This window comes from Pararoseomonas sp. SCSIO 73927 (genome assembly GCF_037040815.1).
Classification (GTDB): domain Bacteria; phylum Pseudomonadota; class Alphaproteobacteria; order Acetobacterales; family Acetobacteraceae; genus Roseomonas.
The window spans coordinates 3,221,855-3,236,640 of sequence record NZ_CP146232.1 but is presented as its reverse complement, the minus strand read 5'-3'; the positions used below and the strand labels follow the sequence as shown (position 1 = coordinate 3,236,640).

The window sequence follows — 14,786 nt, the reverse complement described above, 5'->3', positions numbered from 1 at the left end:
CCGATCCTCTCGAAAGTGAAAGGGGCGCCCCATCCAGGATGGGACGCCCCCGAGATGGGGCATCCTGGCCCGACCTAGTAGAGCCCGCCCAGGCTGCTGTCCACGGCGGAGGCCGTGGCCCCGCCCGATCCGCCGCCCCCGCCATAGGCACCGTCGCCCCCGCCGCCGCCGGAGCCGACATTGCCGCCCATCGGCGGCCGGGCCGCGCTCTCCGTGCCGGGCCTGAAGGGCTCCAGGATGGACTGGCCGTTGCTCGTGGAGACGCGGACCAGGGCCACCCCGGGCGGGGCGCGGAAGGGCACGGGCGGGCTGTCGGCCAGCGCCGCCTGCACCACCTCGTTGAAGATCGGGGCCGCGTTGCCGCCGCCCGTCTCGCCCTCGCCGAGGCTGTGCGGGTCGTCGAAGCCCACCCACACCGCCACCACGATGTCCGGCGTGAAGCCGACGAACCAGTTGTCGAAGTAGTCGTTCGTCGTGCCCGTCTTGCCCGCCACGGGGCGGTTCAGGCCCTTGGCCGCCGCCACGCCCGTGCCGCGCGTGGTCGCGCCCTGCAGGATGGAGACCATCTGATAGGCCGCGATCGGGTCCACCACCTGCGGCCGCTGGTCCTCCAGCTGGGGCGGGCCGGCGGCGACGTCGCGGTCGCAGCCCACGCAGCGCCGGGCGTCGTTGCGCCAGACCACGTGGCCGAAGCGGTCCTGCACGCTGTCGATGAGGCTCGGCTCCACCCGCCTGCCGCCATTGGCGAAGGAGGCGTAGCCGGCGGCCATCCGCATCACCGTCGTCTCTCCGGCGCCGAGCGACATGGAGAGGACGCGCGGCATGTTCGGGATCACCCCGAAGCGCCGGGCGGTCTCGGCCACCTTGTCGATGCCGATCTCCTGCGCCAGCCGCACCGTCACCTGGTTCAGGGACTTCTCCACGGCGGTGCGCATGGTCACCCAGCCGTTGGAGTTGCCGCTGTAGTTGCCGGGGCGCCAGACGCCCTGAGGCGTCGCCATCTCGAAAGGCGCGTCCAGCAGCTGCTGGTTCGGCGGGATGCCCTGCTCCAGCGCCGTGACATAGACGAAGGGCTTGAAGGACGATCCGGGCTGCCGCATCGCCTGGGTGGCGCGGTTGAACCAGGACCGGTCGAAGTTGAAGCCGCCGGACATGGCCAGCACGCGGCCCGTGGCGGGATCGAGCGCGACCACCGCGCCCTCCACCTGCGGCATCTGGCGCAGCGCCAGCCGCTCCCGCGCCGGGGCGCGGCCCTGCGCCGCCGCCTGATTGCCGCCGACCGTCTCCACCATCACCACGTCGCCGGGGGTCACGATATCGGCCATGCGGCGGGCGCCGACCGCGCGGGTTCCCTCGCGCTGCACGCGGCTCCACGCCACGTCCTCCATCGCCAGCCGGCCCTCGCGCGGCTGGGCGGGGGAGCGGGGGCCGCCGGGGCGCTCGGCCCAGCCCAGCCGGGCCTCGCGCGCGCCCACCTCCAGCACCACGGCCAGGCGCCACTCCGGCAGCATGCCGGAGACGCGCTGCACGCCCTCCAGCGCCGGCATCCAGTCGGCCGGGGCGGCGGAGACCTTCGTCACCGCGCCGCGCCAGGCGCCGCGGCGGCGGTCATAGGCCATCAGGTGGTTGCGCAACGCCCTCTCGGTGGCGTCCTGCAGCTTCGGGTCCATGGAGGTGCGGACCACGAGGCCGCCCATGGTCGTCTGCTCCGGCCCGAAGCGGGCGTTCAGGTCGCGGCGCACCTCCTCGGTGAAGTACTGGCCCACCGCCACCATGTCCGGCCGGGCGCGGCCGCGGTACTGGATCGGCTCCTGCTTGGCCGCATCGGCTTCCTGCCGAGTGACGGCCCCGTCCTCCACCATGCGGTCCAGCACCCAGTCGCGCCGGGCCTTCGCGGCCTCTGGGAAGCGGGCGGGGTTGTAGTTGTTCGGCGCCTTGGGCAGCACCGCCAGAAAGGCGGTCTCGCCCAGCGTCAGCTCGTCCAGGCCCTTGTTGAAGTAGTTCTGCGCGGCGGCGGCCACGCCGTAGGCCTGGGCGCCGAGGAAGATCTCGTTCAGGTAGATCTCGAGAATGCGCTCCTTGCTCATCGCCTGCTCCAGGCGGTGCGCCAGGATGGCCTCCCGGATCTTGCGCATGATGGTGCGGTCCGCGCCCACCAGCATGTTCTTCGCGACCTGCTGGGTGATGGTGGAGGCGCCGCCGGCGCGCCGCCCCGTTCCCATCTGCTCCAGGTTCGTCATCACCGCGCGCGCGATGCCGATGGGATCGACGCCGTGGTGGTCCCAGAACCGCTGGTCCTCCGCCGAGACGAAGGCCTGCTGCACGCGCCGGGGAATGGCCGCGATCGGCACGAAGACGCGGCGCTCCAGCGCCATCTCCGCCATCAGCCGGCTGTCGGCGGCGTAGATGCGCGACATCTGCGGCGGCTGGTAGTCCGACAGCCAGGCGTGGTCCGGCAGGTCCGCGGTGGCGGTGCGCCACACGCCGTAGGCAGCGATGGAGCCGAAGATCACGCCGATCATCCCGACGGCGACGACGAAGCCGGCGGTGCGCCGCAGCCAGATCCCCCGGCGCGGGCGCTCCCGCTTCCGGGCCGGGCGCGCGGGCGGCACCGGCGGGATGTCCATGGGATCCCCGTTGTGGTCCGCGGGAGCGGAGCCGTCCCGGGGGCGGCGCTCGCCCACCAGGGGGCGTTCGGCGCGGAGATCTCTGGAAGCCATTCCCATCCTCATGGCCACCACCATCCGGGGCGGCCTCGACACTCATCTAGCAACTGGCGCGGCGCGGGGGCGAATGACAGGCCCGTGCCCCTTTTGCCAACCCTCTCCCTAGCACCGGATGGCGGAAGGCCGCCCCCGCCGGTGCGTCGCCCCACCCCCGCGCGGGGATCAGGGCGTTCAACCCGCCCGCGGCGCCCCGGTTTTCCCGGCCCGGCGGTTCCCCCGCCCCTGTGGCCCCGGTGCCATGGTGCCCTCCCCCTATCCCACGGAGGCCACGCCCAGCCCCGGGCGCTCCAGGTAGTCCTCCACCGCCCCAGCGAGGGCGGCGGCCACCACCGCCCGGTGCTCCGGCCGCTTCAGCTGCGCCTCGTCCCGCCGGTCCGAGAGGAAGCCGATCTCCACCAGCATGGAGGGCACGTCGGGCGACTTCAGCACGGCGAAGGCGGCCTGGCGGTGGGTGTTCGGCAGCAGCGGCACGCGCGGGCGCAGCGCGCTGACCGCCATGCCCGCCAGCCGTGCGGAGCCCTGCCGCGTCTCCTGCCGCACGAGGCTGAGGAGGATGCGCTGCACGTCCGCCGGCACGGGGGGCAGGTTCAGCCCGCCGGCCGAATCCGCCGCGTTCTCCCGCCGGGCGAGCGCGGCCGAGAGCGCGTCGGAGGCGGTCTCCGAGAGGGTGTAGACGCTCGCGCCCCGCGCGCCGGGCGCGGAATCCGCGTGGATGGAGACGAAGAGCACCGCCCGGCTGCGGCGGGCGAACTCCACCCGCCGGGCCAGCGGCACGAAGGTGTCGCGACTACGGGTGAGGAGGACGCGGCACCGCCCGCCCGCCTCCAGCCGCCGCTTCATCTCCTGCGCGGCGGCGAGGACGATGCGCTTCTCATAGGTGCCGGTGGCGCCGATGGTGCCGGGGTCCTTGCCGCCATGGCCGGGGTCCAGCACCACCACAGGGCGCGGCGCCCCCTGGCCCGTGGCGATCGGGCGGCCGGGCCCGGCCATGCGCGCGAAGGCGGCGGCAGGCCCCGGGCGGATAGAGAGGACGAGCGCCCCCCCTTCCCTCGAGACATCCGGCATCGCCACGGGGCCGGAAAGGTCGATCACCAGCCGCCGGGCGCGGGCGTCCCAGCTCGCGGCGCGGACGGGGCCGGCGCCGTGCAGGCTCCGCGGCCCCTCCCAGTCGTGGCTGGGCAGGCTGAGGACTAGGCGCGCTGGCCGGGAAGCGGCGGTCAGGCGCCAGGCGCTACCGGCGGCGCCGGGCAGAACCAAGCGGGCGGCCCCGCCATCCCCGCCCAGGCTCGCCGATTCGGCGGCCGCCAGGCCGGGTGCCGCCAGCGCGGCGAGCGCGGCGACCAGCAGGCCGCGGCGCGGAAGAGTCGGTCCCATCCCCCTCAAGCCCCCAATCCCCGGTACGTTCGGCGCATCCCCCGATGCGCCGCATCACCGGCACATCGTAGCACCGGGATTGCGGTTGAAGCGTGACGGAGGGAAACGGGGCGCTTCGCCCGCCGGTGTGTCCTGCCGCACACAGCGCCTTGCCCCCTGCCCACCCCCTGCGTATGGTGAGTTGCCCCGGCGGCACGCCGCCGGTGGAGGGTTTCGGGCGCGGCCGTAGCAGGGCCGCCGGTCCTTCTCAACAGGACGCCCGCCCCGTATCGCCCTGGCAGGGGCCGTCGCCAGAGCCGGATTCCGGCCGCGCGCCGGCCCGGGGGGCGGGCGGGAGAACATCCTTCCCCGGCGCGCGCCATGCGGCGCGGCAGGGCCGATCGCCCCCGATGGAGATCCCGAGAACGGGGGATCCCGGGGGCCATGGACCGCAACGCGCCAGTCGCCGGCCCGCCCGCGCGCCGTATGGCCGCGCCTAAGGGGTCGCGCACGGCACGCCGAAACCATTGGGGCATCCCCGGATGCCCGTACGGGAGAGAGGACGGATGACGGCGATGCTTCGCTCAGCCCCGCGCCCCGCCTTTCCCGCTCCGCCAACCCTCGACGCCGCCGGCTGCCACGGGCCCCGCGCGGCGCGGAGTGACGCCTTCCATGACCAAGCGCATGCTGATCGATGCATCCCACCCCGAAGAGACGCGGGTGGTGGTGCTGGACGGCAACCGTCTTGAGGATTTCGACCTCGAGACCCAGAACCGCCGCCCGCTGAAGGGCAACATCTACCTCGCCAAGATCGTCCGCGTGGAGCCGAGCCTCCAGGCCGCCTTCGTCGAGTACGGCGGCAACCGCCACGGCTTCCTCGCCTTCGGCGAGATCCACCCGGACTACTACCAGATCCCCGTCGCCGACCGTCAGCGCCTGCTGGAGATGCAGGCCCAGGAGGATGAGGACGAGGACCCCGAGGACGAGATCGAGACCGCCGCCGAGCGGCTGGCGCCGAACGACGACGCCGACCTGATCCGCCGCGAGAGGCGGGCCGGGAAGGCCGCAGGGACTTCCGAGAGCGCCGATGCCGCCGCGGAGACGCCCGCCGCGGGCGAGACGCTGGACGAGACGGGCGCGACGGCCGCCACGCTGGAGGAGGCCCCCTCCCCCGCGCCGGAGCCCGCCACCGAGCTCCCCACGGATGTCGAGGCCGATACCGCGGCCAATCCTACCCCCGATACCAACCCGGGCGAGACGGCCGGCGAGGACGGCGCCCCGCTCTCCCCGCCCCGCGCGCAGCCGATGACCATGCACGTGGACCGGGTGAGCGAGGGCGACCCCGTTGCCGAGCCGATGGCCACCGGGGCTTCGGATGGAGCCTCCGCCGAGGACGGCGAGGTGGAGACGGTGACCGAGGACGAGACCCCGCCGGAGACGGTGGGCGGCGATTCCCGCGACTCCGACGAGGGCTCCGAGGGCGAGGGCGACGAGGAGCGGCGCGAGCGCCGCATCCCCTCCCGTTTCCTGCGCCACTACAAGATCCAGGAGGTGATCCGCCGCCGGCAGATCATCCTCGTCCAGGTCGTGAAGGAGGAGCGCGGCAACAAGGGCGCGGCGCTGACCACCTACATCTCCCTGCCCGGCCGCTTCTCCGTGCTGATGCCGAACTCGCCCAAGGGCGGCGGCGTCTCCCGCAAGATCTCCTCCGCCTCGGACCGCAAGCGCCTGCGCGAGGTGATCGACGAGGTGGGCCTGCCCAAGGGCATGGGCATCATCGTCCGCACCGCCGGCGCCCAGCGGCCCAAGCCGGAGATCCGGCGGGACTGCGAGTACCTTCTGAGCCTCTGGGACAGCATCCGCGAGCGCACGCTGAAGTCCATGGCGCCCGCCCTGGTCTATGAGGAGGCCGACCTCCTCAAGCGGTCTCTCCGCGACAACTTCTCGAAGGATATCGAGGAGATCCAGATCGAGGGCGAAGACGCCTTCCGCCAGGCGCGCGACTTCACCCGCGCCCTGATGCCGCAGAACGAGCGCAAGATTAAGCTGCACCGCGACCCCGGCATGCCGCTCTTCGCCCGCATGGGCGTGGAGCAGCAGCTGGACGCGATGATGTCGCCGACCGTGCAGCTCCGCTCCGGCGGCTACATCGTGATCAACCAGACCGAGGCGCTCGTCTCCATCGACGTGAACTCCGGCCGCGCCACCCGCGACCGCCACATCGAGGACACGGCGCTGCGGACGAACCTGGAGGCGGCGGACGAGATCGCCCGCCAGCTCCGCCTGCGCGACCTCGCCGGCCTCATCGTGATCGACTTCATCGACATGGAGAGCAGCCGCCACGACGCGATGGTGGAGCGCCGCATCAAGGAGGCGCTGCAGCAGGACCGCGCGCGCATCCAGGTCGGCCGCATCTCCCACTTCGGCCTGCTGGAAATGTCCCGCCAGCGGCTGCGGCCGAGCCTGACGGAGCACTCCTTCGTCACCTGCCCGCACTGCCAGGGGCTGGGCATCGTCCGCTCCGACGAGAGCTCCGCCCTGCACGTGCTGCGCGCCATCGAGGAGGAGGGCGCCAAGCGCCGCGCCGCCGAGATCGTGGTGCACTGCTCCCCGGCTGTGGCCATGCACATCCTCAACCGCAAGCGGGAGCGCCTGGGCGCCACCGAGGCGCGCTACGCGATGTGCGTGGTCTTCGAGCCCGACGCGGAGATGACGGCGGCCGCCCACCGGATCGACCGCACCCGCCCGCAGACGCAGCAGGTGCCCGCCAGCACCGCCGCGCCCGCGCTGCGGATGGACTACGCGCCTGAGCCGGTCTTCCTCCCGAGCGTCGAGGACGAGGAGGACGAGGTCGGGACCGCCGAGGTGGCCGTGAACGGGACCTTGGGCAATGGAGGCTCGGGCGAGACGGCCGAGGACGGCTCGGGCGAGGGCAACGGGGAGCGCGGCCGCCGCCGCCGCCGCCGCCGCCGGGGTGGCCGCCGCGAGGACGGCGCGCCCGGCGAGGCCAACGGGACCGAGGAGGGCGAGTCCGAGTCCTCCCCCGCCGCTGAGGAGGGCGCGGATGAGTCCGCCGCTGGGGACGCCAATCTCGGGGAAGCCAGTGTCGGAGAATCGAGTGTCGGGGAAGCCAGCGTCGGGGAGGCCGAGCTCGGGGAGACCGATGCCGGGGCCGCGCCGCGTGCCCCCGAGGAGCGGCCCGAGGGCGATGGCCGCCGCGGCCGCCGCGGCCGCCGTGGCGGCAGCCGCTTCCGCCGCGAGGACGAGGCACCGCGCGACGAGGCGCCGCGCTACGCCGGCCCCACCCCCGCCGATCCCTTCGCCGGGATCGACGACGCGCTGATGGACGCGATGGACGCGGCGGAGGCCTCCGCCGAGACGTCGGCCACCGGGACGCCGCCGCGCAGCGTGCGGGAAATCCCGATCGGCGAGGCGCCCCTGCCCGCGGAGGCTCCGGCGGATGCCGGGGCGGAGGAGGCCGCTCTCGAGAACCTCTCCGCCCCCCCTCATGGCGAGGGGCCGGCCGAGGCCACCCGCCGCGCCGAGCCCGAGGTGACGTCCGAGGCCGCGCCGACGGCGCCGGTCGAGGCGGCTCAGGCCGAGGCGACCCCGGCCCAGGCAGCAGCCCCGACCGAGGCAGCCCCGACCGAGGCAGCCCCGGCCGACGCAGCCCCGGCGGAGCCCGTGGCGGGCGCCATCGTGCAGCCCGTCCTGCTCGGCGCCGAGGACGCCCCGGCTGCCCCGGCGAAGAAGGGGTGGTGGCGCCGCTGACCCCGGCGCTGCCCCTGACGGGGAGGCGCTAGGGTGTCCGACGCGATCTTCGCGCCACTTGGGGCCGGACCGCTGACGCTGCGCGCCCTGCGCGCGGTGGACGCGCCCCAGCTCCATCGGCTGGTGAATGACTGGGAGGTGGCGCGCATGCTGGCGCGCGTCCCCTTCCCTTACTCGCGCGAGCTGGCGGAGGAATGGATCGCCTCCACCCGCGCCCAGATCGAGGCGGGCACGGCCTGGCATCTCGCGGTGGAGCGGGACGGCGCGCTGGTGGGCTGCGTCGGCCTCACCACCGCCCGCGACGCCCCGCGTCACGCGGAGCTGGGCTACTGGGTGGGCCGCCGCCACTGGGGCCAGGGAATCGGGCCGGAGGCCGCGGGGCGGGTGGCGCGCTGGGCGCTGGCCAACCTCGACATCGACGTGATCCACGCCTCCGTGCTGGAGGAGAACGCGCGCTCCGCCGCCGTACTGGCGCGGATCGGCTTCCTCGAGGACGGGATGGCGGAGCAGGACTTCACCGCCCGCAACGCCCGCCTGCCCGTGCGCCGCTTCCGCGCCGGGCGGGCCGAGCTCTCTGCCGCCCCGGAGCCGTTGCCGAAGACGGTGCCGGAGCCGGGAGCGCCCGCCGCAACCCCGGCCCCGGCGCAGGGCGCCAACCTGCTGCTGGTGGCCGCCTGCGCGCTGATCGATTCCGACGGCCGCGTGCTCCTCGCCCGTCGGCCGGAGGGCAAGCCCATGGCCGGGCTCTGGGAATTCCCCGGCGGGAAGCTCGCCCCCGGGGAGACGCCGGAGGATGCGCTGATCCGCGAGCTGCACGAGGAGCTGGGGATCGACGTCTCCGCCGCCTGCCTCGCGCCCTTCGCCTTCGCCTCCCATCCCCTGCCCTCGGACAGGGGTGGCAGGCACCTGCTGATGCCGCTCTACCTCTGCCGCCGCTGGAACGGCACGCCGGAGGGGCGCGAAGGCCAGGCCCTGGCCTGGGTGCGGCCGAACAGGCTGGCGGACTACGCCATGCCGCCGGCGGACAAGCCGCTCGTCGCCCTGCTGCGGGACTTTCTCTGATGCCGAGGCGCTGCGCCCAACGATCCGGATGTCCCGGGCGGGGCGCGGCAAGGACATCCCGCCACTAGCAACCGGATCGGAGGGAGGCGCCTGCCCGAACGGGCGGGCCGCCGCCGGTCAAGGAGTGCTGGCCAATCCGGTCCGGTTCCTGCTCTATACCGTTGCGTCATCGCCACGATAGCGGCGGCGCGGGGCAAATCGGGGAGGACAGGATGACAGCGATCGAGGAACTGAAGCGCGATCCGCTCGCGTTCCTTCGTCACTACGCTCTCGCGCTGGACATGCCCCTGTGGGATCCGAAGCCGCCCCATCTGCTGAGCGACGGCACGGTCCGCGTGACGCTGCGGGACGATTCCGACGGCTACACGCCGCACCGGCCGCGCAACCGCGTCGGCCTCGGCCAGCTCATGGCCAAGTTCGGCGGCGACAGCGAGAGGAGTAAGGCGACGAAGCGGTTCACCGTAAAGTGGGCATCGGCCGGGGATGCGCAGGCGCTCCACTGCTACATCGCCCCTTACATCCTCAACAGCGGCCGGGTGAAAACGCTCGGCACCAAGGCCGACATCATGTTCACGGCCGAGATGAGCGGGTGCAGCTTCGCGGTCGGATCGCCCAGCTCCACCGGCGCGCAGTCGGTCATGCACACCAACGCCTCGGATTCCGGCCAGATCAGCCTGCAACAGCAATCCACCGACCAGCACACGATGGCGGGCAATGCTCTCGGGCAGGGAACGATTTTCGAGCCGTCCCACTATCGCAACAGTGACAAGGAGCGCGCCACCGTGATGGGGATCCGCAAGGGCTACGGATGGCGGTTCTACGCCCAGCGCTTCGTGATGACGACCGAGGCGGGACTCGGCGTGATGGACGTTGTCAGGATCGGCTGACCGCAAGCCCGGCCGGCACCTTCCGCCTCGCGCCGCGCGGCCCGCCACCTCGGCGGCGCCCCCCTGTCACGGGCCGGGCCCCTGACCAGACTCGCAGCCGCTCCGGCCTCCAGCACCGGAGAGGGACGGCGCCGGTCGCGTCGCCCCCTCCTCACGCCGCATGCCCGCCCTTGACGCCGCCGTGGAACGCACGACCCTCCATGCATCGCCGGAGAGACGTTCCCGAATGACCGCCACCCCCACCGCCGCACTGCTGATCATCGGAAACGAGGTTCTCTCGGGCCGGACGCAGGACGCCAACCTGAAGTTCATCGCGACCCGCCTCGGGGAGCTCGGCATCCCGCTGCGGGAGGTGCGCGTCATCCCGGACGTGGCGGAGACGATCGTCGCCACCCTCAACGAGATCCGCGCCGCCTTCACCTACGTCTTCACCACCGGCGGCATCGGCCCGACGCATGACGACATCACCAGCGAGTGCGTGGCCCGCGCCTTCGGCGTGCCCTGGGAGGTTCACGAGCCCTCCCGCGCGATCATGGAGGCCGACTACGCCCGCCGCGATCCGCCCGTCTCGATGAACGCCGCGCGGCTGCGCATGGCGACCCTGCCGCGCGGGGCCGAACCGATCCTCTGTTCCGAGACCTCCGCGCCGGGCTTCCGGATGGAGAACGTGCACGTTATGGCCGGCGTGCCGCGCATCATGCGCAGCATGTTCGAGGTAATCGCGCCCACGCTCCAGGGCGGCACCCCCGTGCGGTCCCGCGCCGTCCACGCCAACGGGCTGCTGGAGGGAACGATCGCGGAGGCGCTGACGGCCGTCCAGAACCGCTTCCCCGCCCTCGATATCGGCTCCTACCCCTATTACCGCGCGGGCGGGAACGGCGTGGCGCTGGTGGCGAAGGGCACGGACGAGGCGGCGCTGGACGCGGCGGCCGCCGAGATCGCCGCGCTGATCCGCGCCGACGGGAAGGAGCCGGTGGAGGGCGAGCCTCCCGCCGCCTGACCCAACCGGCCTCAACTACGGCCCCCCGCCCGTCCAGCAGGGCGGGGCCGCGCTCGTGCGGTCCGCCGGGCGCCGGGGCGGCTCCCGCACCCAAGGCGAGACCAGGGGCTCCGGCAGCGGCGCCAGGTAATGCGCCCACTCCGTGGTGCGCGCAAAGACCGACTGCCGCGCGGCCTCGAGAAGGTCGCAGGTCTCGCTGGCCCTCCAGGCGGGCTTGAGGAGCAGGCTGGCCTCCATCGCCGTGCCGGCCAGCGCCAGGGCGCCGCAGGCCAGCAGCGCGCGGCGCGCAATCCGCCCGGCCCGCTCCGCCGCCGGGGCAAAGAGGGCGGCGTTCGCCGCCGGGGCAAAGAGGGCGGCGTTCGCCGCCGGGGTGAGGAGGGCCGCGCCCGCCGCCACCGCCAGCACGGCCAGGGGCGCCATGCCGCCCCGCGCCGTCATCTCGTTCCCCGGCCCGAAGACGTAGAGCGGCAGCAGGCAGAGCAGGGCAACGGAGACCCCGAAGGTCCAGCCGCGCACCAGCACCGCCGCGGGAACGGCCCAGCACAGCACCTCCACCACGAGGAAGAGCAGCCAGACGAGGAAGCCCTTCAGCGGCGGGTGCACCAGGAACAGCACCCCGTGCGGCACCGCCGCCGTTCCGGCGACGAGGTAGGCGCAGACCGGCAGGGCGAAGACCACGGCGAGGAGGTTGGCAGGCGAGACGGCGTGCCGGACGGCGCCCCACCCCCCTGCCCGCAGCAGCGCCGCGCCGGCCAGCACGGCGGCGCCTGCGCTCGCCAGGGGACTCCAGAAGGCGCCGGCCGCGAAGGGCATGGCCAGGCCGCGGGCAAGATCCGGGTGGCGCCCGTGGCGCAGCACCAGCAGCGCCAGCAGCCAGGCCGGCAGGGCGTGGTTCGGCGCCCAGAGGATCGCGGTGACGTGGCCGGAGTACTGGAAGAGCCGCGGCCACCACTCCCCGCCCCGCCCCCAGCTGGCGAAGGGGCCGGTGCCGAAATTCCAGTCCAGCCAGATGTTCGGGAGGATGTCGACGCCGTGGAACAGGACGAAGACGCCCGCCATCACGGCGAAGGCGCGCCCCGGCCGGGCGGGCGCCACCGCCCGCGCCAGGAGGGCGAGCAGCATCAGGACCAGCGCGAAGCCCAGCCCCGTCCAGGCCCAGAGGGCGATTTGCGCGGCCGGGAAGCCGAGCGCCCGGCCCAGCAGGCCCGGCACGGTGTAGAAGCCCAGCGGGGCCCGGAGCAGCCATTCCACTCCCCGGTCCGCATCCAGGTAGGCCACCGGCCAGGCCTCGACGGCGAGGTCGCGCAGCACCGCGTCCCGGATCTGCCAGTCGGCGGAGCTGTAGACGAGGTGGTGGGACCCCGTGGCGCCCGCCCAGAGCAGGCCCAGCGCGAGGCAGGCCAGCGTCATTCCCGGCGAGAGGGGCCAGGCCCGGCGCCAGCCCGGCGCGAGCAGGACCGCGCCAAGCCCCGCCAGCCCGGCGGCCGCCGCGGCCCAGGGCTGCGCCCAGCCGCCAAGGAAGACCAGCGCGGGAAGGGTGAGATAGGCCAGCAGCAGCACCGCCAGCCGGTCCGGCGCCGCGTCGCCGAGCAGGCGGTCGAGGTCGAGCCGCGGGGGGCCCTTCGGCGCGGACGTCATCCCCGGGTTGGTCGCGGCTCTGTCATGCGGCCCGCTACCACAGGGTGCCCGCGCCTGACAGCAGCCCCGGTTAGTCCGGCGCCCCGGCCCGGCGCGCCAGCCGCACCGCTACGTGGCCGCGCATCACGCGGGGGCTGGGCATCACCAGCATGCAGTCGTCGTGCGGGGTGCGGATCTCCGCCTCCCCGTCCCGGGCGATCAGCGTGCCGGCGCGCGGAATTACCGCGCCGCCGCGAAAGGCCTCGGTGAAAGCAAAGTAGCGGGAGGCGGCGATCACGCAGCGGGACAGCGTCCAGACCTCCGGCCGAATGTTCGGGGCGCCCGCGGCCGGCGCCATCCCCAGGGCGCGCAGCAGCCCGGCCGCGCAGGCCTCCGCCACGGCCTCCGTCCCCGGCTCCCAGTGCGGCCCCGCCTCGGCCAGCAGGGCCAGGCGGCGCGCGCCAGGCGCGAAGGCGGCGTGGTCGATCAGGCGTGGCCCCTCCGGCCGCTCCCCGTCCACCAGGATCACCGGGGGTGCGGCGATCGCGCGGGCCAGCTCCAGCGCGGCGGGGGAGGCGCCGGCGATCATCACCGGGTCGGAGGGCCAGAGCATGGAGTGCAGGTCCAGCACCACCTCCGCCGCCTCCACCACCGGGCGCAGCGCCCGGGCGCGGCGCATCTCCAGGCTGTCCCGAGACCCGTCCAGCAGGGCGGGGCTCCAGACCCGGTTCAGGTCCTCGTCCACGTAGCGGGAGAGGGTCGGGTCCTCCGGGTCGAAGCGGGAGAAGGCGTCGAGATTGGCGAAGACGAGGGTGAGCGCGCCGCGCGCCGGACGCAGCCCCGCGCGCAGCCAGCGTGCCAGCACCGTGGCCCCCTGGAACTCGTTCCCGTGCATGAGGGAGATGATCGCGGCCCGCGGGCCCGGCCGCGCCGAATCCAGCTGCCACACGCCGGGGATGCCCGTATTGCCTGCGGCCACGTCCCGCAGGTCCGGCACGGGCACGCGGACGGGGAAGGCCTCATCCATGCGGCCATCCGTGCAGCAATCCGGGCGGGGCCGCCGCCCCCCCGGCGCCGGCCGGGGCGGATCGCTGCGCGCCGCTCGGCACAAGGCCCTTCGCCATTCCCGGTCCCCCCGCGCCACTCTATACGCCTGCCCCACGGCGACAATCCGGAGCCCTTCCTTGGACCTGCGCGCGCACTTCTCCCGCTTCCTCTCGGCCGAGCCGGGCCGGCTGCACTTCGCCGCACACAGCCACCATCCCTGGCCCGACGTGACGCGGGAGGCGCAGCTGCGTGCCTGGGACGACGCGGCGCGGCTGCAGGACAACAAGTGGGAGGAGGTGCTGGGCCCGGTGCTGGATTCCTGCCGCGCCCATGTGGCCGGGCAGCTGAACCTGCCCGAGCCCGACACGCTGGCCTTCGCGCCCAACACGCACGACTTCGTCCGCCGCATCCTCTCCTGCATGCCCACCGGCCGCCCCGCACGGGTGCTGACGACGGATGGCGAGTTCCACTCCTTCGCCCGCCAGGCCGCGCGGCTGGAGGAGGAGGGGCTGCTCGCCGTCACGCGCGTCGCCTCCGAGCCGGGCGGGAGCTGCGCGGCGCGGCTGGCGGAGGCGGCGCGGGGCGGCTTCGACCTGATCTGGGTGAGCGAGGTGTTCTTCCACTCCGGCCACGCGCTGACCGGGCTCGAGGCGCTGGCGAAGGCGGCCGGGGACGCCGTGCTGGTGATCGACGGCTACCACGCCTTCATGGCGCGGCCGGTGGGCCTCTCCCGCATCGCGCACCGCGCCTTCTACACGGCGGGCGGCTACAAGTACGCCATGGCCGGCGAGGGCTGCTGCTTCCTGCACTGCCCGCCGGGATGGCTGCCGCGCCCGCGCGACACGGGCTGGTACGCCGCCTTCGGGGCGCTGGCCGCGGGCGACGGGAAGGTGGGCTACGCGGAAGGCGGCAATCGCTTCCTTGGCGCCACCTTCGACCCCTCCGGCCTCTACCGGCTGGACGCGGCGATGCGCTGGGTGGCGGAGCAGGGGCTGACGGCCGATGCCATCCACGACCACGCGGTGGCGTTGCAGGAACGCTTCTGCGCCGGGCTTGAGAACATGGGGCCTCCCGGCACGGGGCTGGACCCGGCGCGGCTGGCCGTGCCGCTCTCCGAGCCGAGCCGCGGCAATTTCCTCGCCTTCGACCTGGATGATGCGGAGGGCTGGCAGGCCCGGCTGCAGGCGATGGGGATCATCACGGACCGGCGCGGCCGGCGGCTGCGCTTCGGCTTCGGGATCTACCAGACGGACGAGGAAGTGGACGCGGCGCTGGAGCGGATCCGTCGGCTTCCGGATTGATGCGCTGGCGCTCGGTCCGTGA

Annotated in this window: 9 protein-coding genes; 5 read left to right on the top strand and 4 right to left on the bottom strand. The window is 74.0% G+C overall.

Annotation, left to right across the window (positions count from 1 at the left end; all coding sequences use genetic code 11):
• Positions 1–74 precede the first annotated feature (74 nt).
• Entirely contained in the window at positions 75–2,720 is a 2,646-nt protein-coding gene (locus VQH23_RS15040; protein WP_338661552.1) for a PBP1A family penicillin-binding protein, read from the bottom strand.
• A 258-nt stretch (positions 2,721–2,978) separates the two neighbouring features.
• Positions 2,979–4,100, bottom strand: coding sequence for an N-acetylmuramoyl-L-alanine amidase (locus VQH23_RS15035; protein WP_338661551.1), 1,122 nt, complete (start codon positions 4,098–4,100; stop codon positions 2,979–2,981).
• 651 nt (positions 4,101–4,751) lie between these two features.
• Here VQH23_RS15035 and VQH23_RS15030 point away from each other — a divergent pair.
• The 4 genes from VQH23_RS15030 to VQH23_RS15015 all read left to right on the top strand — a co-directional run bounded on the left by VQH23_RS15030 (position 4,752) and on the right by VQH23_RS15015 (position 10,799).
• A complete protein-coding gene (locus VQH23_RS15030; RefSeq protein WP_338661550.1) occupies positions 4,752–7,850 on the top strand; it encodes an Rne/Rng family ribonuclease in 3,099 nt (1,032 codons plus the stop codon).
• Between the two features lie 33 nt (positions 7,851–7,883).
• Positions 7,884–8,912, top strand: a complete 1,029-nt coding sequence (locus tag VQH23_RS15025; RefSeq protein WP_338661549.1) for a bifunctional GNAT family N-acetyltransferase/(deoxy)nucleoside triphosphate pyrophosphohydrolase — start codon at positions 7,884–7,886, stop codon at positions 8,910–8,912.
• Positions 8,913–9,124: 212 nt separating this feature from the next.
• Positions 9,125–9,799 (top strand): hypothetical protein, encoded by a 675-nt coding sequence (locus VQH23_RS15020; RefSeq protein WP_338661548.1) that lies wholly within the window; start codon positions 9,125–9,127, stop codon positions 9,797–9,799.
• A gap of 226 nt (positions 9,800–10,025) precedes the next feature.
• Positions 10,026–10,799 carry a competence/damage-inducible protein A gene (locus tag VQH23_RS15015; RefSeq protein ID WP_338661547.1) on the top strand — a complete coding sequence of 258 codons (774 nt, stop codon included), beginning with the start codon at positions 10,026–10,028 and terminating at the stop codon, positions 10,797–10,799.
• A 15-nt stretch (positions 10,800–10,814) separates the two neighbouring features.
• On the opposite strand, the gene VQH23_RS15010 is transcribed toward VQH23_RS15015, so the two are convergent.
• The gene (locus VQH23_RS15010) at positions 10,815–12,437 is read right to left on the bottom strand and encodes a hypothetical protein (protein ID WP_338661546.1); all 1,623 of its coding nucleotides are present in this window, start codon (positions 12,435–12,437) and stop codon (positions 10,815–10,817) included.
• A gap of 70 nt (positions 12,438–12,507) precedes the next feature.
• Complete coding sequence (locus tag VQH23_RS15005) at positions 12,508–13,443, bottom strand: succinylglutamate desuccinylase/aspartoacylase family protein (RefSeq protein WP_338661545.1); 936 nt, start codon at positions 13,441–13,443, stop codon at positions 12,508–12,510.
• Positions 13,444–13,600: 157 nt separating this feature from the next.
• Between VQH23_RS15005 and VQH23_RS15000 the strand changes: the two genes are divergently transcribed.
• On the top strand, positions 13,601–14,764 hold the full coding sequence (locus VQH23_RS15000) for an aminotransferase class V-fold PLP-dependent enzyme (RefSeq protein ID WP_338661544.1): 1,164 nt from the start codon (positions 13,601–13,603) through the stop codon (positions 14,762–14,764).
• Positions 14,765–14,786: the final 22 nt, after the last annotated feature.

Bases quoted from the DNA above. Each gene is read 5' to 3' on its own strand.
- VQH23_RS15010 (WP_338661546.1), bottom strand. From the start codon at position 12,437: ATGACGTCCGCGCCGAAGGGCCCCCCGCGGCTCGACCTCGACCGCCTG.
- VQH23_RS15030 (WP_338661550.1), top strand. From the start codon at position 4,752: ATGACCAAGCGCATGCTGATCGATGCATCCCACCCCGAAGAGACGCGG.
- VQH23_RS15005 (WP_338661545.1), bottom strand. From the start codon at position 13,443: ATGGATGAGGCCTTCCCCGTCCGCGTGCCCGTGCCGGACCTGCGGGAC.
- VQH23_RS15020 (WP_338661548.1), top strand. From the start codon at position 9,125: ATGACAGCGATCGAGGAACTGAAGCGCGATCCGCTCGCGTTCCTTCGT.
- VQH23_RS15040 (WP_338661552.1), bottom strand. From the start codon at position 2,720: ATGGCTTCCAGAGATCTCCGCGCCGAACGCCCCCTGGTGGGCGAGCGC.
- VQH23_RS15015 (WP_338661547.1), top strand. From the start codon at position 10,026: ATGACCGCCACCCCCACCGCCGCACTGCTGATCATCGGAAACGAGGTT.
- VQH23_RS15035 (WP_338661551.1), bottom strand. From the start codon at position 4,100: ATGGGACCGACTCTTCCGCGCCGCGGCCTGCTGGTCGCCGCGCTCGCC.